Raw genomic sequence first — 25,750 nt, 5'->3', positions numbered from 1 at the left:
CGGCCGTTTTTGCATGGGCGCCCCATGCCCCGGAGACGCTGGAAATGCAGCGGGGCGGCGCCATGCCGCCCCCGGGGGGTATTCCCGGCTGCGGATGGTATGGCGCGGGGCGAGCGCGGGCCTGCGCCTACGCGGGCAGCGACGGCGCGTACCGGGCGTCGTCCAGGTGCTTGCGGTGGAAGTCGACGATGCGGGCCACGACCTGTTCGGGGTCGTCCTCGACGATGAACAGGTTCAGGTCGTGCGCGCCGATCATGCCGTTGCCCAGCAACTGTTCGCTCATCCAGCCGACCAGGCCGCGCCAGTAGTCGCTGCCCACCAGCACGATGGGGGCAGGGGGCACCTTGCCGGTCTGCACCAGCGTCAGCGCCTCGAACAGTTCGTCGATCGTGCCGAAGCCGCCGGGCAGCGACACGTAGGCCATGCTGTGCATGAAGAACGTGGCCTTGCGCGAATAGAAGTACTCGAACGACAGGCTGATGGTCTGGTAGGCGTTGTTGTGGGCCTCGTGCGGCAGGCTGATGTTCAGGCCGATGCTGGTGCCGCCGGCCTCGTAGGCACCCTTGTTGGCCGCTTCCATGATGCCGGGACCGCCGCCCGCGATGACGGCGAATCCCGCGCGGGCCAGCGCCGCGGCGATCTCGATGCTGGCCTGGTAATAGGGCGAATCCCGGCTGGTGCGCGCGCTGCCGAACAGGCTGACGGCCGGGCCGATATCGGCCAGCTTCTCAGCCGCCGCCGTTATCTCTGACATAATCACCGGAACTTGTTTGCCGGCGGGGGTGCTCAACTCTGCCTTTTTGACCATGAAGAAAACCTTATTGCTGGTAGACGGATCGAGCTACCTGTATCGCGCCTTTCACGCCATGCCGGACCTGCGCAATGCGCAGGGCGAACCCACGGGTGCGTTGTACGGCGTCGTGAACATGCTGCGCAAGCTCGTTGCGGATCATAAGGCAGAGTATGCCGCATGCATCTTCGATGCGCGTGGCAAGACGTTCCGCGACGACTTGTATCCGGAATACAAGTCGCATCGCCCCCCCATGCCCGACGATCTGGCCGCGCAGATCGAGCCCATCCACCGCGTGGTGCGCGCGCTGGGCTGGCCGGTGCTGGCCATCGAGGGCGTCGAGGCCGACGACATCATCGGCACGCTGGCGCACTGGGCGGCCAAGCAGGGCGTGGACACCATCGTGTCCACCGGCGACAAGGACCTGGCGCAACTGGTCACCGAACAGGTCACCCTGGTCAACACCATGACCAGCGAGGTGCTGACGCCGCCCGGCGTGATGGCCAAGTTCGGCGTGCCGCCCGATCGCATCGTCGATTACCTGATGCTGGTGGGCGATACGGTCGACAACGTGCCCGGCGTCACCAAGGTCGGCCCCAAGACGGCCGCCAAGTGGCTGGCCGAGCACGGCTCCATCGACCGGCTGGTCGAAGCCGCGCCGTCCATCAAGGGCGTGGCGGGCGAGAACCTGCGCGCCGCCATCGCGCAGTTCCCGCTGACGCGCCAGTTGCTGACCGTGAAGTGCGATTGCGACCTGACCGGCCACGTCGCCGGCCTGGCGGATCTCGAACCCGCCACGCCCGACACGGCCACGCTGGCCGAGGCCTATGACCGCTATGGCTTCCGCACCTGGCTGCGCGAACTGAGCGGCGACCAGGAGCGCCTGCCCGCGGGCGATGCGCGCGCCGCCGTCGACGTGCCCGCCGCGCCCGCCGAGCAGGATTACCGCATCATCACCGACTGGGCCGCCTTCGACGCCTGGATGGCGCTGGCGCAGGACGCGCCGCTGGTGGCGCTGGACACCGAAACCACCTCGCTGTCCGAGATGCAGGCCCGGCTGGTCGGCATTTCGATGGGCGTGGCGCCCGGCGTGGCCTGCTACATCCCCTTGGCGCACCGAGGCCCCGAGGCCGGCGAGCAACTGCCCAAGGCCGAGGTGCTGGAACGCCTGCGCGGCTGGCTGGAAGACGCCTCGCGCGCCAAGCTGCTGCATCACGCCAAGTACGACACGCACGTGTTCGCCAATGAAGGCATCCGCTTGGGCGGCATTTCCGACGACACCATGCTCGAAGCCTACGTGCTCGAATCGCATCGTGGCGTGGGCCTGTCCGAGCTGTCGCAACGCTTTCTTGGCCGCAACGGCATTTCTTACGAAGACCTGTGCGGCAAGGGCGCCAAGCAGATCGGCTTCGACGAGGTCGCGGTCGAACGCGCCGGCCACTACGCCTGCGAGGATGCCGACTTCACCATCCAGCTGCACCAGGTGCTGCGTCCGCGCGTGGCCGCCGAGAAGGGCCTGGAATTCATCTATCGGCTCGAGATGCAGGTGTCGGGCGTGCTGACGGTGATCGAGCGCAACGGCGTGCGGGTCGATGCCGCGGAGCTGGGCCGCCAGAGCCACAAGCTGGGCCAGGAAATGCTGCAGCTGGAGCAGCGCGCCTACGACCTGGCCGGCCAGCCCTTCAACCTGAACTCGCCCAAGCAACTGGGCGAGATCCTGTTCGGCAAGATGCAGTTGCCGGTGGTGCGCAAGACCCCCAGCGGCGTGCCGTCCACCGACGAAGAGGTGCTGACGCGCCTGGCGCAGGACTACCCGCTGCCGCAGGCGCTGCTGGAGTATCGCGGCCTGTCCAAGCTGAAGTCGACCTACACCGACAAGCTGCCGCGCATGATCAATCCGGACACGGGCCGCGTGCATACGCACTATTCGCAGGCCGCGGTCATCACGGGCCGCCTGGCCTCGTCCGATCCCAACCTGCAGAACATCCCGGTGCGCACCGAGGCGGGCCGCCGCGTGCGCGAAGCCTTCGTCGCCGAAAGCGGCACGCTGCTGTCCGCCGACTATTCGCAGATCGAATTGCGCATCATGGCGCACGTCTCCGACGACGCCAATCTGCAGAAGGCCTTCGCCGCGGGCGAAGACATCCACCGCGCCACCGCGGCCGAGGTCTTCGGCGTGGCGCTCGATGCCGTCGCTTCAGAACAGCGCCGCGCCGCCAAGGCCATCAATTTCGGCCTGATCTACGGCATGGGCGTGTTCGGCCTGGCGTCGAACCTGGGCATCACGCGCGACGCCGCGCAGGCCTACATCGACCGCTATTTCGCGCGCTATCCGGGCGTGGCCAGCTACATGGACATGACCCGCCAGATGGCCCGCGAACAGGGCTACGTCGAAACGGTGTTCGGCCGCCGCCTGCAGATGCCCGACATCCGCGCCGCCTCGGGTCCGCGCCGCCAGGGCGCCGAGCGCGCGGCGATCAACGCGCCGATGCAGGGCACGGCCGCCGACCTCATCAAGATGGCGATGGTGGCCGTGCAGCAGTGGCTGGACGAAGAGAAGCTGCGCACGCGCATGATCATGCAGGTGCACGATGAACTGGTGCTGGAAGCGCCGGACGACGAACTCGAACTCGTCCGCGAGGCCTTGCCGAGGCTGATGTGCAACGTGGCCACCTTGAAAGTGCCGTTGGTGGCCGAGGTGGGCGTGGGTAAGAATTGGGAGCAGGCGCACTGAGCGCTTTTTAAGACTCGGGTGTGCGGTCAGGCGATATAGCCGGGTTCTTGAGGCGTCCCGCGGGAGGGCGGCGGGTGCGGGCCGGCCAAGTCGTCGGGCTCGGGCGCGCCACGAGGCGCCCTCGGCCGCTGCGCGGCTTCCCCTCCTCCAATTGGCCGTCCCGCACCCGCCGCCCTCCCGCAGGACTCAAGGCATCGGCATGCCGGCGATGATCGGCAGGGCCGCTGTTTGGGGTTGTCTCTGTGGGGATGGGCGTCTGTGGGCAATGGTTGGGGTGGGACGCCCACTCTTTGTGAGTGGGGAAAAGCGGGCGCGCTTGTGCAGGCTGATCGTTCAGGGACGCCGCGTCTCAAGAACTCAGCCACCGACCCCACACAGACCGAGCGGCCACGCCTGCGAAAGTGCAATCCGCCCCCTACTCATGTAACGATATAATGTTGCGACAGTAAATAACACCGAAAGCCGCGCCCCCGTCGCGCAGACGCCCCCACCCTCATGTTGCTCCTCTGGATTCTCCTGGCCACCCTTGCCGGCGGCCTGATCGCCATTTCCATCGCCAGCTGGCTGGCCTACCGTGTGTTCGCGAAGTACCTGCATCACATGGTCAGCCTGTCGGTCGGCGTGCTGCTGTCGGTGGCGCTGCTGCACCTGATGCCCGAGGCGTTCGAGACCGCGCAGGCCGATGCGCATACTCTGTTCGGCCTGCTGCTGGTCTCGCTGATCGCGTTCTTCGCGCTGGAGAAGATCTCGCTGCTGCGGCACAGCCATCATCACGAAGGGGATGGGCATCATCACCACCATGGGCATGACCGGCACGAGGCCGGGCGGGGCGGGCGCTTCATCCTCATCGGCAGTTCGCTGCACAACCTGTGCGATGGCGTGCTGGTGGCCGGCGCCTTCCTGACCGATCCCCTGCTGGGCGTGCTGACCGCCGCGTCCATCATCGTGCATGAAGTGCCGCACAAGTTGGGCGATTTCGTCGTGCTGATCAATGCCGGCATCCAGCGCCGGCGCGCCGTGATGCTGATCCTGCTCAGCAGCCTGTGCACGGCGGCGGGCGGCGGTGTAGGATATTTCGTGTTGCAGGAGGCGCAGGCCTGGACGCCCTACATCCTCGTGATCGCGGCCAGCAGCTTCCTGTATATCTCGGTTGCCGACCTGATGCCGCAGATGCACGAGCGCGTCTCCCTGTCCGACGCGATCCCGCAACTGCTGCTGGTGGGCGTCGGTGTGGTCCTCATCTACGGCGTCACGTCCCTCATGCACCACGAGCACGACCACGGTCATGAGCACGGCGCCTCCCATGGCGAGGCCGTGCACGGCGAACATACGCACGGATCCGCCACGGCGCATCCGTAGCACGGGCGCGGCGGCCGGGTTCCTCTGCTTTCCTCTTCAGGAGTCCGCCATGAGTTTCGCCGCCGCCGCGGGTACGCCCGCGTCCACCACCATCCATACCGATACCCAGGGCCTGGCCCACGGCGATTTCAAGCTGCCGACCGCCAACGGCACGATCAGCGCCTACTACGCCGCGCCCGAGGGCAAGAAAGACCTGCCCATCGTGCTGGTGGTGCAGGAAATCTTCGGCGTGCACGAGCACATCAAGGACCTGTGCCGCCGCTTCGCCAAGGAAGGCTACATGGCCGTGGCCGCCAATCTGTACGAGCGCCAGGGCGACGCCTCGCAGTACACCGACATCCCGAAGCTGATCTCCGAACTGGTCTCGAAGGTGTCCGACGAACAGGTCTACGGCGACCTGGACGCCAGCATCGCCTGGGCCGCGGAACACGGCGGCGATCCCACCCGCGTGGGCATCACGGGCTTCTGCTGGGGCGGCCGCCTGACCTGGATGTACGCCGCGCAGAATCCGCGCGTGAAGGCGGGCGTGGCCTGGTACGGCAAGCTGGCCTCGGGCCACGGGCCGCTGATCGAGCGATACGTGGTCGACATCGCCGGGCAATTGCATGGCCCCGTGCTGGGCCTGTACGGCGCCAAGGACGAGAGCATTCCGCTGGCCGACATCGAGAAGACCCGCGCGGTGCTGGCCCAGGGCAACGAGAACTCGCGCGCGTCCGAGTTCGTGGTGTACCCGAATTCGGGTCACGCGTTCATGGCCGACTATCGTCCGTCTTACGTGAAGGCCGATGCCGAAGACGGCTGGAAGCGCACGCTGGACTGGTTCGACCGGTATCTCTGAATTCGGGTCGGGCATGCGGTGGGGCCGAGGATCCTCGCCGCGCGCGAGCCTGGCGGTTTCCGCCGCCAGTGCGCCGTGCCCGCTTTCGGAAACGGGTCGGCGGCGCCTTGCGCGACGGCCGCGAGCGCGGCCGTCTTCCCATGCCGCCATGCGCGAAGCAGGGCGCACGGCCTCGCGGGTCACGAGTCGCCGCTGATGATCTCTTCGCGGCCGTAGAACTTCACGCCGATGTGGATGCGTTCGCGGCCCTGCGAACGGCGGTGGCGGTTGGTGTCGCGCAGCGAATACACGCAGCCGCAGTATTCCTGCTGGTAGAAGTTCTCGCGCTTGCTGATCTCGATCATGCGCGACGAACCGCCGCCCTTGCGCCAGTTGTACGTCCAGTACACCAGGTCGTCGTAGCGCGCCGCGGCCCGTTCGCCGCAGCCGTTGATCTGGTTCATGTCCTTCCAGCGCGAGATGCCCAGCGAACTGGTGATCGTGTCGAAGCCGTGTTCGTGCGCGTACAGGGCCGTGCGCTCGAAGCGCATGTCGAAGCACACCGTGCACCGCTCGCCGCGTTCGGGCGTGTCTTCCAGGCCCTTCACGCGGTCGAACCAGTTGTCCATGTCGTAATCCGCATCGATGAACTCGATGCCGTGCTGCTCGGCGAAGCGGATGTTCTCCTGCTTGCGGATCTCGTACTCCTTCACCGGATGGATGTTCGGGTTGTAGAAGTAGATGGCATAGTCGATGCCCGACGCCGTCATGGCTTCCATGACTTCACCGGAACAGGGCGCGCAGCAGGAGTGCAGCAGCACCTTCTTGCGGCCAGTGGGCAGATCGAGCTTGGGACGGACGAATTCGGACATGGCGGTGGTCGCCGCGGCGCCAGGAAGGATTCCAGGCGACGGCGATTCAGAAAAACGCGGGGCAAGCCGCTAGTTTACTGCGTTGCCCCGGCCTTGCCCTGTTTTTGCGCCAATCCCGGGACGGAATGCCCCTGCCTATTCCCCGAGCACCGCCTGCCAGAGCGCCCCGACGGCCGCGCGCTCGTCCGCCACCTTCCCGGCGGGCACGCGAGCCTTCTCCACCCCCTGCAACCGCAGCGCGTGCTGCAGGCGCCGCAGGACCCGGTAGGCATCGCCGGCGTGGCGGGCCTGCTCGGGATCGATCAGGCCCGCCTGCCCGGCCAGCCGCAGCAGCGTGATGTTGCCCAGGTTGTTGACCAGTTCCCGGTGCTGCGCGCCGTGGCACAGCACCAGATACTGCGTGACGAACTCCACGTCCACCATGCCGCCACGGTCGTGCTTCAGGTCGAACAGCGGCGTGGGGTTCGGATGCCCGGCGCTGATCTTGCCCCGCATGGCCAGCACCTCGCGGCGCAGTGCCGCCGCATCGCGCGGCTGCACCATGATGTCGGCGCGGATGCGCTCGAACATTGCGCCCACGGCCGGGTCGCCCGCCGAATATCGCGCGCGCGTCAGCGCCTGGTGTTCCCAGGGCCAGGCATGCTGGCGCTGGTACTGTTCGAAGGCCTCGACGGACACGGCCAGCAGCCCGGCGTCGCCGTCGGGCCGCAGCCGCAGATCCACTTCGTACAGGCGGCCGGACGACGTCATCGTCGACAGCCATGACGTCATGCGGCGGCTCAGCTTGGCGTAGACCTCGGCCGCGTCCTCGCGCGGATCGTCGAACAGGAACACCAGGTCCAGGTCCGAGGCGTAGCCCAGTTCCTTCCCGCCCAGCTTGCCGTAGGCGATGACGGCGAAGCGCGGCTGCGCATCGGGTACCCGGTTGACCAGCGGCCACACGCGCCGCACCGTTTCGGCCAGCAGCACGTCGGCCAGCGCCGACAACTGGTCGGCCAGGCGTTCCACCGTCAGCTCGCCCTCCAGGTCCTGCGCCAGCAACTGGAAGCTGGCCTGGCGCTGCACGTCGCGCATCAGGTTCATCTGGCGCTCGACGTCGGGCTCGCCACCCGGTAATACGCAGGCGTTCAGGTCGGCCGTCAGCTGGCGCGCCAACTGCGCGAAATCCAGCGGCTCGAACAGGGTGCGCCAGTCGATCAGGCTGTCCAGCAGTAGCGGGTGTTGCGTCAGGTACTGCGCGGCCCAGGGGCTGGCCGCCATCATGCGGGCCACGCGGGCCAGCGTGTCGGGGTATTCCGCCAGCAGCGCCAGATAGGCGCTGCGCTGCGCGATGGTTTCGATCAGGTCCATCAGCCGCACCGCGGCATCGCGCGGGTTGGGCGTCTGCAGCGCGGCCTGCAGCGCGGCGGGCAGCAGGGCGTCCACGCGTCGCCGGCTGCTGTCGGGCAGGCTGCGCACGCGGTGGCTGGACAGCAGCGACTCGGCGCGGCGCACCAGTTCGTCGGCATCCGTGCCGAACCCCGCGCGGATCTGGGCGGCGAGGCGGCTTTCCGCGTCGTCCTGCGTCTCGTCCGAAGGCGGGGCGTGGAGCCTGTTCTGCGCCGCGCGGCCCAGTCCCGGTTCGTCCAGGTCGCCCATGCCTGCCAGGCGGAAGGCATCGCGGAAGGTGGCGGAGACGAAGCCGCGATGGTCTTTCAGGGTCTGCTCGAACGTCTCGGCGGTGCAGCCCAGCGCCGCCGCCAGCGCGGCGCGTTGCCCGGGGTCGCTGGGCAGCAGATGGGTCTGCGCGTCCTCGCGGTACTGCAGCGCATGTTCGGTGCGGCGCAGGAAGCGGTAGGCGGCCTCCAGGCGTTGCGCATCGTCAGGCGACACCAGCCCCGCGTCGCGCTCGGCGTGCAGCGCCGGCAGCAGGCCGCGATGGCGCAGCGCCGGCATGCGGCCGCCGCGCACCAGTTGGAACAACTGGACGATGAATTCGATCTCGCGGATGCCGCCGTCGCCCAGCTTGACGTTGTTGGCGCTGTCGACGCCGCTGCGCGACAGGGCGCGGCGCTGCCAGTCCTGGCGGATGCGCTCGCGCAGCGCGCGCAGCGCGGCCAGCGCATCGAAGTCGAAGTATTTGCGGTAGACGAACGGCATGCGCAGGCTTTCCAACTGGCGCGCCTGCGGCTCGGGGTCGCTGTCGGCATAGGCGCGCGCCGGCATCAGGCGGCCCTTCAGCCACGCGTAGCGCTCCCATTCGCGGCCCTGGCCGATCAGGTAGTTCTCCAGCGCGTCCAGGCTCCAGGCCAACGGACCCGCGTCGCCGTCGGGCCGCAGCCGCAGGTCGGTGCGGAACACCTGGCCATCGGCGTCGACCTCGGACAGGATGGGCATCATGCGGCGCGTCAGCCGGCCGTAGAACTCGTGGTGGCTGATCGAGCGCGGGCCGTCGGTATCGCCTTCCTCGCCGTACAGCATGATCAGGTCGATGTCGGACGAGACATTCAGTTCGCGGCCGCCCAGCTTGCCCATGCCGACGATCAGCATCTCCTGCGGGGCGCCGGTGGCCGGGTCGCGCGCCACGCCATGCACCTCTCGCAGTTCCGCCGCCACGCTGCGGTAGGCGGCATCGACGGCCAGGTCGGCCAACTGCGTCATGCCGCCGACCACTTCCTCCAGGTCGGCTTCGCCCGCCAGGTCGCGCGCCATCAGCGTGCTGAACACGCGTTCGCGCAGCTTGCGCAGCACGCTGCGGCACAGCGGTCCGGGCAGGGCCTCGGGGGCGTTGGCGCCCGCCAGTTCGGCCATCCAGCTGGCCAGCACATTGGGCGTCACGGGCCGCGTGGCGGCGGTCTGCAGCCAGGCATACAGGTCGGGATGGGCGTCCAGGCGGCGCCGCAGATGGCCGGACCAGGCCAGCGCGGAATCGAGCAGGGGAGCGGAAGACATGATGCGGTCTCGTGAGGCGGAATGTCGTGTAATGTATAAAGGGACGATACCGCAACCTGCCTGCTCCTGCCGACGATCCGTGCCCGTTTCCTTCAAAGTCCTGCGTTGCCTGCTCTGGGGCGTGTTGGCGATCTTCGCCCTGGCTGCGGCCGCGTTCCTGGGCCTGCGCTACTGGGTGCTGCCACGGGTGGACCAATGGCGGCCGCAGATCGAGCGCTACGTGTCCGACGCGCTGGGCGCGCGCGTACGGATCGACCATATCGCCGCCGACTGGAGCGGCCTGAATCCGCGCCTGCGGCTGTCCTCCGTGCGCCTCTACGAAGGCCAGCAGGCCGATCCCGCGCTGGAGTTGCCGTCGGTCAGCGCCGTGGTGGCCTGGCGCAGCCTGCCGCGCCTGTCGCCGCGCCTGCTGGATCTGCGGGTGGATGGCGCGGATCTGACGGTGCGCCGCGACCCGGCCGGCAAGCTCTGGGTGGCGGGCCAATCCATCGATCCCGACGCCTCCACCGACGGGCCGTCGCCGGTGATGCGCTGGCTGCTCGCGCAGCGCCAGGTCGTGCTCTACCACGCCAGAGTGCGCTGGCAGGACGAGCAGCGCCAGGCGCCCGAGCTGGTGCTGTCCAACCTGGACATCCTGCTGCGCAACGGCGCGCTGTCGCATCGTTTCGGCATCCACGCGCAGACGCCCGGCGACTTGGCCCGTGGCATCAGCCTGCGCGGCGAATTCAATCGAAACCTGTTCCTGCGCGACGGCAATCCTTTGCATTGGGAAGGGCAGCTCTACGTTCAGGTCGATGACGCGCAGCCCTCGGCCTGGCAGCCCTGGTTATCCCTGCCTTCGAGCCCGCAGGGGCGCATCGGCGCGCGCGCGTGGCTGCGCATGTCGCATGGCCAGGTGCAGGACATGACGATGGATACCGTGATGCGGGGCGTGCGCTGGCGGTCGCCCGACGACGGCGGGGCCATTGCCGCCAATACGGTCCGTGCCCGCCTGCAGGGCGCGCCGGGCGACCTCATGCAGGTCGACGAGCTGCCCCTGGCGCGCAGCAAGGATGCCGTGGGCCTGTCGCTGGACACCGAAGTCGACGGCTTGCGCATCGAGGCGCCCGGTGTCTTCGAGACGCGCCAACTCGATTTCTCGCAGGTCCGGCTCGACGCCAGCATGCTGCAACGGCCCGGCCAGCCGCGCACCCTCGAACTGCGGCAGATACGCGTGGTCAATCCTGACCTCGATGCAAGGCTGCAGGGCAACTGGCGCGAAGACAGCCAGGCGCCCGCCGGCATCGTGGACCTGCGCGGCAGCCTGGCGCGCGGCGCCATGCCCGCCATCTACCGTTATCTGCCCCTCAGCGTCAGCGAAGATGCGCGCCGCTGGCTGGCCCGCGGCCTGCTGGCCGGCGAAGTGCGCGACGCGGCGGTCACGCTGCGCGGCGACCTGGCGGATTTCCCCTATGGGCGGCCGGGCAGCACGGGTGAGTTCCGCATTGCCGGAGCCTATCGTGACGCCGTGGTCGATTACGCGCCGGCCGAAGGCAAGCGCAAGGGTTGGCCCCGGCTGGAAAAGCTGCACGGCAGCTTCGCCGTCGACAAGGTCAGCCTGACGCTGGACAGCAAGGATGGGCAGGTGCCCACCGGCCCTGGGCAGGTCGTCACGCTGGGGGCGGTGAAGGCCGCGATTCCCAATCTCGAGCACGATGCCGAATTGTCCGTGACCGGCGCGTCGGAAGGCCCCGCGCCGGCCTATCTGGCGCTGGCGGCCAATTCGCCGCTGGGCGGCCTGCTGGACGGCGTGCTGGACGAGGCGCGGGGCGCCGGAATGTGGCAGGTGCCGCTGAAACTGCGGATTCCGCTGACCAATGTCGACGACGCGCGCGTGGAGGGCCACATCGGCTTCACGGGCGGCGCCTTCCAACTGATGCCCGAGATCCCGCAGTTCACGCAGTTGCGCGGCGAGTTGGCCTTCACCGAGCGCGGCGTGGACGCGCATGAACTGCGCGCCACGTTCCTGGGCGGACCGGCGCGGCTGTCGGGCGGCGTGGGCAACGACAAGGCCCTGAGCTTCAGCGGCACGCTCAACGCCGCCAACCTGGCCGAACTGAGCCCTTCGCCGGGCATGCAGCGGCTGTCGGGCAAGACCGACTATCAGGGCCAGCTGACCTATTCCAAGGGCGCCGACCTGGACATCTCGGTGCAGAGCGGGTTGAAGGGGCTGGCCATCGACCTGCCCGCGCCCGCCGGCAAGCGGGCCGAGGCCGAGGTGCCGCTGCGGCTGCAGTTCGGTCCGGCCACCGACCGCGGGCCGGCGGGACGGCGATGGCTGTCGGGCGGCATGGGCGAGGACATCAATCTGCTGCTGGAACGGGATCCGTCCCTACGCGGCGGCGGTCCGTACTTCGGCCGCGGCGCGCTGGGCGTGGCCCGCGCCGCCACGCTGCCCGCGCAGGGCATGAGCCTGTCGGGCAGTTTCGACACCCTGGATGTGGATGCCTGGGAGGCGGCGGCACAGGCCTTCGCGGCCGAGCCGCCAGCGGCCGCCGTGCACAAGGCCCGGGCGAAGGCCGACGCCGCGCAATCGGCCACCGGCAAGTCCGAGGCCAGTGGGTCCGGTCCGCGTCCGTCTGGCCTGCTGCCCCCGCTGAGCCAGCTCAGCCTGTCGGCCAAGCGCCTGCAGGCGTCGGGCCATTCGGTGGACCAGGTCACGCTCTATGCGCAGCGGCCCACGCCGGCGCAATGGCGCGTCAACCTCGAGTCGCGCCAGGCCGCCGGCACGGTGGAGTGGACCGAGGCCCAGGGCGCCGTCGCGGGCAAGGTGGCGGCGCGCTTCTCCCGCCTGGCGCTGGGCGGCGCGCAGGGCATCGCCACCGAAGGCGACGGCGGCAGCGGCCAGGGCCAGGATCCCGATGCGGGCAGCGAACTGTCCGATATCCCGGCCATCGACGTGCAGGCCAGGCAGTTCGTCCTGTATGGCCACGACGTGGGCAGCCTGGAGGTGCAGGGCACCAACCTGGAGCGCGGCAATCTGTGGCGCCTGGACAAGCTGCGGATCGCCAATGACAGCGCCACGCTGGACGCCACGGGCCACTGGCGGCTGAGCGGCGGCGAGCGTGGCCTGACGGTCGACACCAAGGCCACGTTCAAGGATATGGGCAAGTTCCTGGCGCGGGTCGGCCATGACGGCGCGGTCAGCGACGGGACGGGCTCCGTCGAGGGCCGCATCGCCTGGCGCAATTTCCCGTGGCGCCACGATCTGGCCGACCTGGAGGGCGGGCTGGCCGTGTCGCTGGACAAGGGACGCTTCCTGAACCTGAACTCGCGCACGGCGCGCCTGCTGGAACTGCTGTCGCTGCAATCGCTGCAGCGGCTGGTCAAGCTGGACGTGAATCCCGTGAACGTGCTGCGCGACGGTTTTCCGTTCGACACGGTGCGCGGCAACATGAAGATCGGCAAGGGCGTGGTGACGACCGATGGCTACAAGATCAATGGTCCCGTGGCGGCCGTCACGCTCGATGGCAGCGCGGACCTGGTGGCCGAGCGATGGGACATGCATGCGGTGGTGGTGCCCAACCTGGATGCCAGCGGCGCCGCGGTGCTGACGGCGGTGGCCGTCAATCCGCTGGTCGGCCTGGGCGCCTTCGTGACGCAATGGCTGCTGAAGGAGCCGCTGGCCGAGGCCATGTCGGTGCAGTACCGGGTCAGTGGCTCATGGGACGATCCCAAGGTGGAAAGCGTGCCATCGCGTGCGCCGCGCGTGTCCGCGCCGCCACGGGTGCGGCAGTCGCCCGCATTGCCGGTCTGGCCGCAACAGCGTGGGGATGGGTGGGTGGAGCCTTGAGCCGCGTGCCTCGGGTCTGAGGGGCCGGCTGGTCGCGCCGCCGCGCCAGGCGGCGGCCACGACAAAAGGCGCCCCGGGCAGGGCGCCTCGGTCCTTACTTCTTCATCATGTCGAAGAATTCGGCGTTGGTCTTGGTGGCGCGCATCTTGTCCAGGATGAACTCCATCGACTGGATCTCGTCCATGTCGTGGATGAACTTGCGCAGCACCCACACCTTCTGCAGCAGCTCGGGCTTGATCAGCAGTTCCTCGCGGCGCGTACCCGACTTGTTCAGGTTGATGGCCGGGTAGACACGCTTCTCGGCCAGGCGGCGCTCGAGGTGGACTTCGGAGTTGCCGGTGCCCTTGAACTCTTCGTAGATGACTTCGTCCATGCGGCTGCCGGTTTCGATCAGCGCGGTGCCCAGGATGGTCAGCGAACCGCCTTCTTCCAGGTTGCGCGCGGCGCCGAAGAATCGCTTGGGACGCTGCAGGGCGTTGGCGTCGACGCCGCCGGTCAGCACCTTGCCCGAGGCGGGCACCACGGTGTTGTAGGCGCGGGCCAGGCGGGTGATCGAGTCCAGCAGGATCACCACGTCCTTCTTCATTTCGACCAGGCGCTTGGCCTTTTCGATGACCATCTCGGCGACCTGCACATGGCGCGTGGCGGGCTCGTCGAAGGTGGAGGCCACCACTTCGCCGCGCACCGTGCGCTGCATTTCGGTCACTTCCTCGGGACGCTCGTCGACCAGCAGGACGATCATGACCGCGTCGGGGAAGTTGGTGGTGATGGCGTGCGCGATGTGCTGCATCATCACCGTCTTGCCCGACTTCGGGCTGGCGACGATCAGGCCGCGCTGGCCCTTGCCAATGGGGGCGAAGATGTCGAGGATACGGCCCGTCAGGTTCTCCTCGCTCTTGATCTCGCGTTCCAGGCGCATCGGCTGGTTCGGATGCAGCGGCGTCAGGTTCTCGAACATGATGCGGTGCTTGATCGACTCGGGCGCGGCGCCGTTGATCTTGTCGACCTTGACCAGCGCGAAGTAGCGCTCGCCGTCCTTGGGCACGCGTACTTCACCCTCGATGGAGTCGCCGGTATGCAGGTTGAAGCGGCGGATCTGCGAGGGCGAGATGTAGATGTCGTCCGTGCTGGCCAGGTAGGACGTCTCGGGGGACCGCAGGAAGCCGAAGCCGTCGGGCAGGACTTCGAGCACGCCGTCGCCGAAGATCTGCTCGCCTTGCTTGGCGCGCCGCTTCATGATGGCGAACATCAGCTCCTGCTTGCGCAGGCGGTTGGCGTTTTCGATTTCCAGGCCAGCGGCCATTTCCAGCAACTGCGAGACGTGCAGCGCCTTCAGTTCATTGAGGTGCATTGCGGTGAGAGGGGGGAAGGAGAGAGGGGATGTGTTGGCAGGCAGCGGATGTGCCCACGCGCTTAGGAATTTTTATTGGTGGACGTGGCGCTGCCCGGGCGAGCAACGCCGTGCGCAGTTAGTTTACAACGCGCCGTCGAGGAATGCAGTAAGTTGCGATTTCGACAGGGCGCCCACCTTGGTGGCGGCGGCCTTGCCGTCCTTGAACAGCATCAGCGTGGGAATGCCACGGATGCCGTACTTGGAGGCGGTGTCCTGGTTCTCGTCGACGTTCAGCTTGGCCACGGTGAGGCGGCCGGCGTATTCGGTGGCGACTTCTTCCAGCATCGGGGCGATCATCTTGCAGGGGCCGCACCAGGCAGCCCAGTAGTCGACCAGCACGGGCTGGCCCGACTGCAGCACTTCGCTGTCGAAGCTGGCGTCACTGACGTTCTTGATTTGCTCGCTCATGGTGTATCTCGGGTTCAGCGGCGAGGCGCCGCGCGGCGGGAAAGCGCCTGGCGGACCGGCCACCGTTCTTGTTTGAGTGGAATGGGTTAAGCATACCACTGTCGATAACAACAGCGTTCACCGCTTTTGTGTAGGATGTTGCGGCGCGTCGGCAGGTCCGGGATCACCGGGACGGACCGTATGCGCCATGGTACCGAATCCAGGGCTGCCCATGTCCTGCGCATCCCACCGGGAATCGCGCGGGCGGGGCGCCTGTCCGTAGAATGTCGGTTTTTTTCCACAGATCTTGGGGATAACTTGGCCACACCACGTTACACCGAAGCGTCGATCCGTGTCTTGAAAGGCCTGGAACCCGTGCGCCAGCGCCCGGGCATGTACACGCGCACTGAAAATCCCCTGCACATCGTGCAGGAAGTCATCGACAACGCCGCCGACGAGGCGCTGGCGGGTCACGGCAAGCAGATCCAGGTGATCCTGCATGCGGACGGCAGCGTTTCCGTCGAGGACGACGGCCGCGGCATCCCGGTTGGCATGCACCCCGAAGAGAACGCCCCCGTGGTCGAGCTGGTGTTCACGCGCCTGCACGCGGGTGGCAAGTTCGACAAGGCGGGCGGCGGCGCGTATGCGTTCTCCGGCGGCCTGCACGGGGTCGGCGTGTCCGTCACCAACGCCCTGGCCACCCGGCTCGAAGTCGTCGTCTGGCGCGATGGCGCCGTCAACCGGCTGGTGTTCAAGGGCGGCGACGTCGCCGAGCCCCTGGCGCCCTACGACGCGCCGGGACCGCGCAAGAAATCGGGCACGCGCGTGCGTTGCTGGCCCGATCCCAAGTATTTCGACAGCCCCGCCATCCCCACGGGCGAGCTGACGCACCTGCTGCGCAGCAAGGCCGTGCTGCTGCCCGGCGTCAAGGTGTCGCTGATCAACGAGAAGACCGGCGACGTCAAGACCTGGCAGTACACCGACGGCCTGCGCGGTTACCTGGCCGAGGCGCTGGCCGGCGCCGAACTGATGGTGCCGTTCTTCGACGGCCAGCAGTACGCCGGCGCCGACCATGAAAACTTCGCCGAAGGCGAGGGCGCGCAGTGGGTGGTGGCCTGGACCGAGGACGGCAACGTCATGCGCGAGTCCTACGTCAACCTGATCCCCACGCCAGCCGGCGGCACGCACGAGTCCGGCCTGCGCGAAGGCCTGTTCACGGCGGTGAAGGGTTTCGCCGAGCTGCACAGCCTGCTGCCCAAGGGCGTGAAACTGCTGCCCGAGGACGTGTTCGCGCGCGCCAGCTTCGTGCTGTCGGCCAAGGTGCTCGATCCGCAGTTCCAGGGCCAGATCAAGGAACGCCTGAACAGCCGCGACGCCGTCCGCCTGGTGGGCGGTTTCGCCAAGAGCGCGCTCGACCTGTGGCTGCACAGCAACGTCGAGTACGGCAAGAAGCTGGCCGAGCTGGCCATCCGCCAGGCCCAGGCGCGCGTGCGCTCGGCCCAGAAGGTCGAGAAGCGCAAGAGCTCCGGCGTGGCCGTGTTGCCGGGCAAGCTCACCGATTGCGAAAGCAGCGATGCCACCCGCACCGAGGTCTTCCTGGTCGAGGGCGACTCGGCGGGCGGCTCGGCCAAGATGGGCCGCGACAAGGAATTCCAGGCCATCCTGCCGCTGCGCGGCAAGGTGCTGAATTCGTGGGAAGTCGAGCGCGACCGCCTGTTCGCCAACAACGAGATCCACGACATCGCCGTGGCCATCGGGGTGGATCCGCACGGGCCGAACGACACGCCCGACCTGTCGGGCCTGCGCTACGGCCGCGTCTGCATCCTGTCCGACGCCGACGTCGACGGTTCGCACATCCAGGTGCTGCTGCTCACGCTGTTCTACCGCCACTTTCCGCGCCTGGTCGAGGCCGGCCACGTGTTCGTGGCGCGTCCGCCGCTGTTCCGCCTCGATGTCCCCGCGCAGGGCAAGCGCCCCGCGCGCAAGATGTACTGCCTGGACGAGGGCGAGCTCGAGGCCGCGCAGGACAAGCTGCGCAAGGAAGGCGTGCGCGAGGCCAGCTGGAGCATCAGCCGCTTCAAGGGCCTGGGTGAAATGAATCCCGAGCAGCTCTGGGAAACCACCATGAACCCGGATACGCGCCGCCTGCTGCCGGTGGGCTACGGCGCGCTGACGCCCGACGACACCACCCGCATGTTCGACATGCTGATGGGCAAGGGCGAGTCGGCCCAGCGCCGCGCCTGGATCGAAGAAAAGGGCAACCTGGCGGAGCTCGACATCTGATGGCGCAGGCCTCGATGACCGTCGACCTGCGCGCCGACGACTATGCCGCGTTCGTCGAACGCGCGCACCGGCAGCCCGCGCTGCGCCGCCAGCGCTGGGCGCGCCACAAGCGTTTCGCGGTCATCACCGTCGTCGGGCTGGGCGCGCTGCTGCTGTCGCGCGCCTGGAACGGCGGCAACGTGGACTGGGCGCCGTTCGCGCGCGATTTCGCGTTGGCCGTGGCGCTGGGGCTGGGCGCGCTGGCCGTGCTGGTGCTGGGTTTCGAGCGCCTCTTGCCCGTGCTGATCCGCATGAACGTGCGGCGCCTCCTGCGCCAGCAGGCCGACCAGCCCTTCCTGGGCGTGCATCGCCTCGATTTCAGCGACGAAGGCATCGCCGACACCACCGGCAGCGTCTCGGGCCTCGTGCCCTGGGAGGCCGTCAGCCGGGTCGAGGAAAGCGCCGATTACCTGTACGTGATGCTGGGCGGCCTGCAGGGCGTGATCGTGCCCAAGCGCGGCCAGTCCGATGCCGTGCTGGACCAGGTCCGCGGCGTGCTGCGCCGGCATGTGGCCGACGTCAGCCTGGCCGGCGCCTGATGCGCCGCACGCCGTTCCATTCAAAGATATTCCGCAAGGCCACAGACACACCATGACCGACACGAAGCAACCGGATCTGTTCGCAGCCCCCCCGGAAGGCGACGCCGCCATCACGCTGGGCGCCTATGCCGAACAGGCCTACCTGGACTACGCCGTTTCCGTGGTGCGCGGACGCGCGCTGCCCGACGTGGGCGACGGCCAGAAACCCGTGCAGCGCCGCATCCTGTACGCCATGCAGGCCATGGGCCTGGCGTCCGGCGCCAAGCCCGTCAAGTCCGCCCGCGTGGTGGGCGACGTGCTGGGCAAATACCATCCCCACGGCGACCAGGCGGCCTACGACGCCATGGTCCGCATGGCGCAGTCCTTCTCGCTGCGCTACCCGTTGATCGACGGCCACGGCAACTTCGGTTCGCGCGACGGCGACAACGCCGCGGCGATGCGGTACACCGAAGCGCGCCTGACGCCCATCGCCCGCCTGCTGCTCGACGAACTGGACGAGGGCACGGTCGATTTCGTGCCCAACTACGACGGCAGCCAGGAAGAGCCGCAGCAGTTGCCCGCGCGGCTGCCGATGATGCTGCTCAACGGCGCATCGGGCATCGCCGTGGGCATGGCCACCGAAATGCCCTCGCACAACCTGCGAGAAGTGGCCCGCGCCTGCGTCGAGCTGATCCGCCATCCCGACATGGACAGCGCCCGGCTGGCCGAGCTGATTCCGGGCCCCGACTTCGCCGGGGGCGGCCAGATCATCACGCCGCCCGCCGACATCGCCGCCATCTACGCCAGCGGCCGCGGCTCGCTGAAGGCGCGCGCGCGCTGGCAGTTCGAGGAAATGGCGCGCGGCCAGTGGCAACTGGTCGTCTACGAACTGCCGCCGGGCACCTCGGGCCAGAAAGTGCTGGAAGAGATCGAAGAGATCACCAATCCCAAGGTCCGCGCCGGCAAGAAGAGCCTGAGCCCCGAGCAACTGCAGTCCAAGGCCATGATGCTGGGCCTGCTGGACGCGGTGCGCGACGAGTCGGGCAAGGACGCCGCCGTGCGCCTGGTATTCGAGCCCAAGACCTCGAAGGTCGACCGCGACGAGTTCGTCAATACCCTGCTGGCCCAGACCAGCATGGAAAGCAACGCGCCCATCAACCTGGTGTGCATCGGCCTGGACGGCCGGCCGCGCCAGAAGGGCCTGCGCGCCATTCTCGACGAGTGGGTGCAGTTCCGCACGGCCACGGTGCTGCGCCGCACGCGCCACCGCGTGGAGAAGGTCAGCGACCGCATCCACGTGCTGGAAGGGCGCATGATCGTCTACCTGAACGTGGATGAGGTCATCCAGACCATCCGCGAGTCCGACGAGCCGCGCGAGGCGCTGATGAAGCGCTTCGACCTGACCGAGCGCCAGGCCGAGGACATCCTGGAAATGCGCCTGCGCCAACTGGCGCGCCTGGACGGCATCAAGGTCGAGCAGGAGCTGGCCGACAAGCGCGCGGAACTGCTCAAGCTGCAGGACCTGCTGGACAATGCGTCGTCGCTCAAGCGCCAGCTGATCAAGGAGATCGAGGCCGACGCCAAGCAATACGGCGACGATCGCCGCACGCTGATCGAGACCGCCGAGCGCGCCGTGCTGGAAACCCGCGTGGTCGACGAGCCCGTCACCGTGGTCGTCTCGCAGAAGGGCTGGCTGCGCGCGCGCCAGGGCCATGGCCATGACGCCTCGCAGTTCACCTTCAAGCAGGGGGACGACCTCTACGGCGCCTTCGAGTGCCGCACCACGGATACGCTGATCGCGCTGGGCGACAACGGCCGCGCCTACACCGTGGCGGTGGCGGGCCTGCCGTCGGCGCGTGGCGACGGCCAGCCGGTCACGACCATGATCGACCTGGAAACGGGCACCCGCATCACCCACATGCTGGCGGCGGCGCCCGACAGCCGCTGGCTGCTGGCCACGCGCGGCGGCTTCGGCTTCGCGACCCGTCTGTCCGACATGACCAGCCGCCAGCGCGCCGGCAAGCAGTTCGTGTCGCTGGAAGCGGGCGACGAACTGCTGCGTCCGGTGCCGCTGTTCGAAGGCGCGCTGCAATTGGCGCTGCTGTCGGCCAAGGGCAAGTTCCTGGTGTTCGGCCTGGACGAGGTCAAGGCGCTGTCCGGCGGCGGCCGCGGCACCATCCTGATGGGCCTGGACGACAAGGACGGGGTGCAGCAGGTGGTGCCGATCGGGCGCCGCGGCCTGCGCGCCGCGGGCGTCTACCGCAACAAGCACACGGAAGACATCCTGGCGGGCCCCGCGCTGGAACCCTACGTGGGCAAGCGCGCCCGCAAGGGCCGCCAGCTGGACGTGCGGCCCAAGCAGCCGGTGCTGTCGCCGGTGTTCGAGTAAACCGCCGCGGCCGCGGCCGGCCTGGCCCCGGCCGCGGATGTAACGGCGCGTCAGGAACGATTTGTCGGACCTGGCAACGGGGGCGGGGCAGGGCGTCCGTCCCCGAATCATTTCAGAAACATCCGCGTCGTTCCTGCCCCGCTGGGTGGGACGGGTTGCATGATGGGCCGGGTCTGTATTCCGTGTAACGATGAAGTTGCCGTGACCGGTCATGGCAACATCTTCTGTTAATTTTTCCCTAATTAATTGCATTTTTACGGAAAGTTCCGTCTGCCATGGGTTGACGGGAATGGCTCGCGGCCATATCATTTCGGTAGAAATCATTTTTTCTGAACTCATTTTCACCATGAATAATTCGGCTACCGCTGATTCCTCCAACACCCCGTCGATGCAGCAGTACGACCTGCGCATCCTGCGGGCGCTGCGCCGTATTACGCGTTCGATCGCGTTGCACTCGCGGCAGTTGTCGGCGGTCAGCCACATCACGGCGCCTCAGTTGATGTGTCTGCGCACGGTCATCGCCAACGGTCCCCTGACGGCCACGGCGATCAGCCGCGAGATCCACGTCAGCCCCAGCACCGTGGTGGGCATCCTGGACAGGCTCGAGGACAAGGGCCTGATCCGCCGCGAGCGTGGCCGCGAAGACCGCCGCATCGTCTTCGTGTCCGCGACCGAGGCGGGCCGGTCCCTGGCCATCGAAGCGCCGTCGCCCTTGCAGAAGCATCTGGCGGACGGCCTGAACGCCCTGCCCGAATTGGAGCAGGCCACCATCACCCTGGCGCTGGAACGCATCGTGGAACTGATGGAACAGGGGGGGCACGCGATCGAAGCACACAGCGATCCGGCCTCGCCCATTCTTGAAGTGCCCACTGGTGGAGCGCCGCCAGAATCGGGATTGGTCGTATGAAGAAAATCGATCTGTATGCAACACCCACCGGCCCCAACACCGGTGTCACTGACACAGACCCCGCGCAATACACCCTGCGCCAGCCGCGGCGCAACGATGGCGCCGCCATCCACCGCCTGATCGGCGAGTGCCCGCCGCTGGACGTCAACTCGCTCTACGCCTACCTGCTGCTGTGCGAGCACAACGCCGCTACCTGCATCGTCGCTGAAAGCAGCGGCGGCCGCATCGACGGCTTCATCTCCGCCTACTCCATCCCCGAGCGCCCCGACGTGCTGTTCGTCTGGCAGGTCGCCGTGCATGCCCGCGCCCGAGGCCACCGTCTGGCCCGCCGCATGCTGCGCGAATTGCTGCAGCGTCCGGGACTCGAACACGTACGCCATCTCGAAACCACCGTCGGTCCCGACAACAAGGCCTCGCGCCGCACTTTCACCGGCCTGGCCCGCGAAGCCGGCGCCCACGTCGCGGAACAGCCGTTGTTCGACCGGCAGGCCTTCGGTGGCGCCGACCACGACGACGAGATGCTCTTGAAGATAGGTCCGTTTCAGCAAGCCCCCGCCCGGGCTGCGCTGACGGCCTAGCCCTACCACCGTGACGCCTTCCGACCGGCGCCGTTCTGGCTCACCGGCGGGCAGGTGTTCGCCTGTCAACCTAAGCTACTAAAGGAGAAAGTTGCCATGGACTTGAAAATTTTTGAACGGATGGAGTCGGAGGTGCGAGGCTATATCCGTTCGTTCCCGGTGGTGTTCAGCCAGGCACGCGGTTCTCTGCTGATTGATGAAGAAGGCACCGAGTACATCGACTTCTTCAGCGGCGCCGGCACGCTCAATTACGGCCACAACAATCCCGTCTTCAAGGAAAAGCTGGTCGAGTACCTGCAATCTGACGGCGTGGTGCATGGCCTGGACATGGCCACCAGCGCCAAGAAGCGTTTCCTTGAAACCGTGGATCGCGTGCTGCTCAAGCCGCGCAACTGGCAGTACACCCTGCAGTTCACGGGGCCCACCGGCACCAACGCCGTCGAGGCCGCGCTGAAGATCGCGCGCCAGGTCAAGGGCCGTTCGAACATCATTTCGTTCACGCATGGTTTCCACGGCGTGTCCGGCGGCTCGCTGGCGGCCACCGCCAACATGAAGTTCCGCGACGCCGCGGGCTATGCGCTGGGCAACACGACGTTCATGCCGTACGACGGCTACTTCGGTCCCGACGTCGACACCATCGCCTATCTGGAACGCATGCTGGACGATCCCAGCAGCGGCCTGGACAAGCCGGCGGGCGTGATCGTCGAGACCGTGCAGGGCGAAGGCGGCGTCAACGTCGCCACCCTGCGGTGGCTGAAGGAACTGGAAAAGCTGTGCCGCCGCCACGACATGCTGCTGATCGTCGACGACATCCAGGTCGGCTGCGGCCGCACCGGCAGCTTCTTCAGCTTCGAGTCCGCCGGCATCCGCCCGGACATCATCACGCTGTCGAAGTCGCTGTCGGGTTTCGGCCTGCCGATGTCGCTGGTGCTGATGAAGCCCGAGCTGGACGTCTGGAAGCCGGGCGCCCACAGCGGCACGTTCCGCGGCAACAACCTGGCCTTCGTCACCGCCACGCAGGCGCTGGAAACCTATTGGGCCAGCGATGCCTTCGCCACTGACGTGCAGCGCAAGGAACGCCTGGTGCGCGACTGGCTGGAGAACCTGGCGCACAGCTATCCGAACGCCGGCCTGTCGGTGCGCGGCCGCGGCCTGATCCAGGGCCTGGTCACCGGCAACCAGCCGGACCTGGCCAACCGCATCGCCCGCAAGGCTTTCGAGCGCGGCCTGGTCATCGAGACCGCCGGCGCGCACGACGAAGTGCTGAAGGTGCTGCCGGCCCTGACCATCGAGGATGAATTGCTGACCCGTGGCCTGGACATCATCGAGGCCAGCGTGGCCGATGCCCTGGCCGAGGATGCCCAACCCGCCCGTGTGCTCAACTTTGGAGGAAAGCGTCGATGATCGTACGTAACGTCAAGGATGTGATCGGAACCGAGGACGAGGTCCGCACCGATACCTGGATGAGCCGCCGGGTGCTGCTGAAAAAGGATGGCATGGGCTTCTCGTTCCACGAGACCACCATCTTTCCGGGCACGCGCACCCACATCCACTACAAGAACCACCTCGAGGCCGTGTGGTGCATCGAGGGCGACGGCTCGATCGAAGTGATCGCCGACGGCAAGACGCACGCGCTGGGCCCCGGCGTGGTCTACGCCCTGAACGAGAACGACGAGCACTGGCTGTGCGGCGGCAAGGAGCCGCTGCGCGTCATCTGCGTCTTCAATCCGCCGCTGACCGGCCAGGAAGTGCACGATGCCGATGGCGTCTACGCGCTGCCGGTCGAGAAAGCGGCCTGACGACAGGAGGATATCCATGATCTCACCTGCGAAGGATCCGTACGCCTCGCGCACGGACCGAGGTTCCGCCATCCTGGCCCGCCAGGATCCCGTGGTCTACGGCGAAGGCAAGTATGCCAACGCGTTGACCGCCGAACAGCTGGGCAGCTACGAGCGCGACGGCTTCCTGCTGCTGGAAGACCTGTTCACCGACAAGGAAGTGGCCGCGCTGATCGCCGAGGTCGACCGCATGACGCGCGACCCGGCCATCGTGCGCCGCGAGGAAGCCATCACCGAACCCGGCAGCAACGCCGTGCGCTCCATCTTCATGGTGCACGTGTTCAGCCAGGTCATGGAGCGCCTGGCGCGCGAGCCGCGCCTGGTCAACGTGGCGCGCCAGATCCTGGGCTCCGAGGTATACCTGCACCAGACCCGCGCCAACATGAAGCCTGGCTTCAAGGGCAAGGAGTTCTACTGGCACTCGGACTTCGAGACGTGGCATGTGGAAGACGGCATGCCCGCCATGCGCGCGCTGAGCTGCTCGGTGCTGCTGTCGGACAACGATGCCACCAACGGCCCGCTGATGCTGGTGCCGGGCTCGCACCGCCACTTCATCTCGTGCGTGGGTGAAACCCCGCGCGATCACTACAAGCAGTCGCTGAAGAAGCAGGAATACGGCGTGCCCGATGCGGTCAGCCTGCAACTGCTGACCGAACAGGGCGGCGGGCTGCGCACGATGATGGCCAAGGCGGGCTCGGTGGTGTTCTTCGACTGCAACACCATGCATGGCTCGAACAGCAACATCTCGCCGTACCCGCGTTCGAACGTCTTCATGGTCTACAACAGCATGGAGAACACGCTGAACCCGCCCAAGTACGGGCTGGATCCGCGCCCCGAGCACATCGCCACGCGCAAGAGCTTCAAGGCTCTGACCCCGCTGGACACGCTCAAGCTCGTGTGACGCCGCGCGTCGCTGCGGCCGCGTGCCGGCGCGGCCTCGGCGACGCACGGTATGACTGGGGCCCGCCATCTTCGATGGCGGGCTTTTTTTGGGTGCGAGCCTTGCCGGGCGGGGCCTGGCCATGGCCAGGCTGGTGGCATGACGCGGCCGATCTCAGCGCTGCCGCGCGGCCCCGGGCGAATGACCGGTGACGCGCTTGAATGCGCGGCTGAAGGCGGCTTGCGACGTATAGCCCAGACGCTGTGCGACCGTATCGATGGGCAGCCTGTCTTCGGACAGCCATTGAGAGGCCAGCCGCATCCGCAACTGGATGGCGTAGCGCAATGGCGGCGTGCCCAGCATGGCCTGGAACCGCTGCGCGAATACCGACCGCGAGACGTGCGATTGCGCCGCCAGTTCTTCCACCGTCCAATCGTGTCCTGGCCTTCTGTGCAGGGCGAGCAGGGCCCGGCCCAACCGGGGATCGCGCAGCGCCGCCACCAGCCCGGTCGCGTGATCGCGGCCGCGCTCGACCCAGCCCCTCACGATCATGGCGGCCATGACTTCCGCCAATCGAGCCAGAATGCCCGCGAAGCCGATCCGGCCCGCGCATATCTCACTCTTCATGGCATCGAGCATCGGCGTCATCGCGGGGTAACGTCGCGCATCGGTCTCGGCGATCATGATGGCCGGCATCAATCTCGCCAGGGCGTGCATGCCCCCCAGGTCGAACGTCATGCACCCGTAGAAGAGCACCGCGCTGGGCACGGGATGGGTGCTGGGACAGGTGTCCACGCCGCTGACCGCATCGCCGAGGGGGGCGGCCTGGAAAGTATCGATGTCCTGCACGGGCAGGTCCGCCCGGGACAGCAACTGATGGGCGTCTCCGCGAGGCAGGAACACCGCGCTGCGGGCGGGCAGCGTGTGCAGGGCGCCGTCGTCTGTCCTCAGTTGGGCGTGGCCGACGGCCAGGTAATGAAAATAAGCATGCCCCGGCCGGCTTTTGAATGCCAGGCCAAAATCCGGGCCTGCCTGGATGCGGCGGTACTGGACACCGCGCAAGCGCATGCCCGTGAGCAGTTCGCTGATGAGATCCGTGGATGGGGCGAACGATTCCTGTTGCGTCATGTTCGTCGTTTCGGTCAAGAAAACAGGATTTTTCATCATAGATCATCCTGCTCCTTGTCCCTAGACTGAAGCCTC

General features: G+C 67.5%; 18 protein-coding genes. 12 read left to right on the top strand and 6 right to left on the bottom strand.

What is annotated here, in order from left to right:
* Positions 1-127 precede the first annotated feature (127 nt).
* Positions 128-808, bottom strand: a complete 681-nt coding sequence (locus tag A6745_RS19545; protein ID WP_456236470.1) for an LOG family protein — start codon at positions 806-808, stop codon at positions 128-130.
* Here A6745_RS19545 and polA point away from each other — a divergent pair.
* The 3 genes from polA (at position 807) to A6745_RS19530 (ending at position 5,721) form a co-directional block, all read left to right on the top strand.
* Positions 807-3,524 carry a DNA polymerase I gene (polA, locus tag A6745_RS19540; protein WP_066131425.1) on the top strand — a complete coding sequence of 906 codons (2,718 nt, stop codon included), beginning with the start codon at positions 807-809 and terminating at the stop codon, positions 3,522-3,524. The two genes, A6745_RS19545 and polA, sit on opposite strands and share 2 nt — an antisense overlap.
* A gap of 495 nt (positions 3,525-4,019) precedes the next feature.
* Positions 4,020-4,883 carry a ZIP family metal transporter gene (locus A6745_RS19535; protein ID WP_066130754.1) on the top strand — a complete coding sequence of 288 codons (864 nt, stop codon included), beginning with the start codon at positions 4,020-4,022 and terminating at the stop codon, positions 4,881-4,883.
* Positions 4,884-4,932: 49 nt separating this feature from the next.
* A complete protein-coding gene (locus A6745_RS19530) occupies positions 4,933-5,721 on the top strand; it encodes a dienelactone hydrolase family protein (protein WP_066130751.1) in 789 nt (262 codons plus the stop codon).
* Between the two features lie 179 nt (positions 5,722-5,900).
* Here A6745_RS19530 and A6745_RS19525 read toward each other — a convergent pair whose 3' ends face one another.
* On the bottom strand, positions 5,901-6,572 hold the full coding sequence (locus A6745_RS19525) for an epoxyqueuosine reductase QueH (protein WP_066130748.1): 672 nt from the start codon (positions 6,570-6,572) through the stop codon (positions 5,901-5,903).
* Between the two features lie 135 nt (positions 6,573-6,707).
* Positions 6,708-9,503: a bifunctional [glutamate--ammonia ligase]-adenylyl-L-tyrosine phosphorylase/[glutamate--ammonia-ligase] adenylyltransferase gene (glnE, locus tag A6745_RS19520; protein WP_066130743.1), complete on the bottom strand. Its 2,796-nt coding sequence runs from the start codon at positions 9,501-9,503 to the stop codon at positions 6,708-6,710.
* A 31-nt stretch (positions 9,504-9,534) separates the two neighbouring features.
* Here glnE and A6745_RS19515 point away from each other — a divergent pair, with 31 nt between their 5' ends.
* On the top strand, positions 9,535-13,335 hold the full coding sequence (locus A6745_RS19515; protein WP_082853158.1) for a YhdP family protein: 3,801 nt from the start codon (positions 9,535-9,537) through the stop codon (positions 13,333-13,335).
* Between the two features lie 94 nt (positions 13,336-13,429).
* Here the strand turns inward: A6745_RS19515 and rho are convergent, their stop codons facing one another.
* Both rho and trxA read right to left on the bottom strand, forming a co-directional pair.
* The gene (rho, locus tag A6745_RS19510) at positions 13,430-14,686 is read right to left on the bottom strand and encodes a transcription termination factor Rho (protein WP_066130739.1); all 1,257 of its coding nucleotides are present in this window, start codon (positions 14,684-14,686) and stop codon (positions 13,430-13,432) included.
* Positions 14,687-14,809: 123 nt separating this feature from the next.
* On the bottom strand, positions 14,810-15,136 hold the full coding sequence (gene trxA / locus A6745_RS19505; protein WP_066130736.1) for a thioredoxin TrxA: 327 nt from the start codon (positions 15,134-15,136) through the stop codon (positions 14,810-14,812).
* Positions 15,137-15,433: 297 nt separating this feature from the next.
* Here trxA and A6745_RS19500 point away from each other — a divergent pair, with 297 nt between their 5' ends.
* The 8 genes from A6745_RS19500 to thpD all read left to right on the top strand — a co-directional run bounded on the left by A6745_RS19500 (position 15,434) and on the right by thpD (position 24,568).
* On the top strand, positions 15,434-17,398 hold the full coding sequence (locus tag A6745_RS19500) for a DNA topoisomerase IV subunit B (RefSeq protein WP_066130733.1): 1,965 nt from the start codon (positions 15,434-15,436) through the stop codon (positions 17,396-17,398).
* Positions 17,398-17,976 carry a YcxB family protein gene (locus A6745_RS19495; protein WP_066130730.1) on the top strand — a complete coding sequence of 193 codons (579 nt, stop codon included), beginning with the start codon at positions 17,398-17,400 and terminating at the stop codon, positions 17,974-17,976. The genes A6745_RS19500 and A6745_RS19495 overlap by 1 nt, the downstream gene beginning before the upstream one ends.
* A gap of 52 nt (positions 17,977-18,028) precedes the next feature.
* Positions 18,029-20,344 (top strand): DNA topoisomerase IV subunit A, encoded by a 2,316-nt coding sequence (gene parC / locus A6745_RS19490; protein ID WP_066130727.1) that lies wholly within the window; start codon positions 18,029-18,031, stop codon positions 20,342-20,344.
* A 346-nt stretch (positions 20,345-20,690) separates the two neighbouring features.
* Positions 20,691-21,251: a MarR family winged helix-turn-helix transcriptional regulator gene (locus A6745_RS19485; RefSeq protein ID WP_066131423.1), complete on the top strand. Its 561-nt coding sequence runs from the start codon at positions 20,691-20,693 to the stop codon at positions 21,249-21,251.
* Positions 21,248-21,829 (top strand): diaminobutyrate acetyltransferase, encoded by a 582-nt coding sequence (gene ectA / locus A6745_RS19480; RefSeq protein ID WP_066130724.1) that lies wholly within the window; start codon positions 21,248-21,250, stop codon positions 21,827-21,829. Before A6745_RS19485 ends, ectA begins: the two co-directional genes overlap by 4 nt.
* Positions 21,830-21,925: 96 nt before the next feature.
* A complete protein-coding gene (ectB, locus tag A6745_RS19475) occupies positions 21,926-23,233 on the top strand; it encodes a diaminobutyrate--2-oxoglutarate transaminase (protein ID WP_066130721.1) in 1,308 nt (435 codons plus the stop codon).
* Entirely contained in the window at positions 23,230-23,628 is a 399-nt protein-coding gene (locus tag A6745_RS19470; protein ID WP_066130719.1) for an ectoine synthase, read from the top strand. Before ectB ends, A6745_RS19470 begins: the two co-directional genes overlap by 4 nt.
* Before the next feature lie 16 nt (positions 23,629-23,644).
* A complete protein-coding gene (gene thpD / locus A6745_RS19465) occupies positions 23,645-24,568 on the top strand; it encodes an ectoine hydroxylase (protein ID WP_066130717.1) in 924 nt (307 codons plus the stop codon).
* 153 nt (positions 24,569-24,721) lie between these two features.
* Here thpD and A6745_RS19460 read toward each other — a convergent pair whose 3' ends face one another.
* Complete coding sequence (locus A6745_RS19460) at positions 24,722-25,714, bottom strand: AraC family transcriptional regulator (RefSeq protein ID WP_066130715.1); 993 nt, start codon at positions 25,712-25,714, stop codon at positions 24,722-24,724.
* Positions 25,715-25,750: the final 36 nt, after the last annotated feature.

The sequence above is a fragment of the Bordetella ansorpii genome (genome assembly GCF_900078705.1).
Taxonomy (GTDB): Bacteria; Pseudomonadota; Gammaproteobacteria; order Burkholderiales; family Burkholderiaceae_B; genus Bordetella; species Bordetella ansorpii_A.
The sequence above is the reverse complement of the archived record's forward strand: the minus strand, read 5'-3'. Positions and strand labels throughout refer to the sequence as shown.

Excerpts from the sequence above, each read along its gene's own strand:
- polA (WP_066131425.1), top strand. The coding sequence starts at position 807 with ATGAAGAAAACCTTATTGCTGGTAGACGGATCGAGCTACCTGTATCGC.
- A6745_RS19545 (WP_456236470.1), bottom strand. The coding sequence starts at position 808 with ATGGTCAAAAAGGCAGAGTTGAGCACCCCCGCCGGCAAACAAGTTCCG.
- A6745_RS19535 (WP_066130754.1), top strand. The coding sequence starts at position 4,020 with ATGTTGCTCCTCTGGATTCTCCTGGCCACCCTTGCCGGCGGCCTGATC.
- A6745_RS19530 (WP_066130751.1), top strand. The coding sequence starts at position 4,933 with ATGAGTTTCGCCGCCGCCGCGGGTACGCCCGCGTCCACCACCATCCAT.
- A6745_RS19525 (WP_066130748.1), bottom strand. The coding sequence starts at position 6,572 with ATGTCCGAATTCGTCCGTCCCAAGCTCGATCTGCCCACTGGCCGCAAG.
- glnE (WP_066130743.1), bottom strand. The coding sequence starts at position 9,503 with ATGTCTTCCGCTCCCCTGCTCGATTCCGCGCTGGCCTGGTCCGGCCAT.
- A6745_RS19515 (WP_082853158.1), top strand. The coding sequence starts at position 9,535 with ATGTATAAAGGGACGATACCGCAACCTGCCTGCTCCTGCCGACGATCC.
- rho (WP_066130739.1), bottom strand. The coding sequence starts at position 14,686 with ATGCACCTCAATGAACTGAAGGCGCTGCACGTCTCGCAGTTGCTGGAA.
- trxA (WP_066130736.1), bottom strand. The coding sequence starts at position 15,136 with ATGAGCGAGCAAATCAAGAACGTCAGTGACGCCAGCTTCGACAGCGAA.
- A6745_RS19495 (WP_066130730.1), top strand. The coding sequence starts at position 17,398 with ATGGCGCAGGCCTCGATGACCGTCGACCTGCGCGCCGACGACTATGCC.
- parC (WP_066130727.1), top strand. The coding sequence starts at position 18,029 with ATGACCGACACGAAGCAACCGGATCTGTTCGCAGCCCCCCCGGAAGGC.
- A6745_RS19485 (WP_066131423.1), top strand. The coding sequence starts at position 20,691 with ATGAATAATTCGGCTACCGCTGATTCCTCCAACACCCCGTCGATGCAG.
- ectA (WP_066130724.1), top strand. The coding sequence starts at position 21,248 with ATGAAGAAAATCGATCTGTATGCAACACCCACCGGCCCCAACACCGGT.
- ectB (WP_066130721.1), top strand. The coding sequence starts at position 21,926 with ATGGACTTGAAAATTTTTGAACGGATGGAGTCGGAGGTGCGAGGCTAT.
- A6745_RS19470 (WP_066130719.1), top strand. The coding sequence starts at position 23,230 with ATGATCGTACGTAACGTCAAGGATGTGATCGGAACCGAGGACGAGGTC.
- thpD (WP_066130717.1), top strand. The coding sequence starts at position 23,645 with ATGATCTCACCTGCGAAGGATCCGTACGCCTCGCGCACGGACCGAGGT.
- A6745_RS19460 (WP_066130715.1), bottom strand. The coding sequence starts at position 25,714 with ATGATGAAAAATCCTGTTTTCTTGACCGAAACGACGAACATGACGCAA.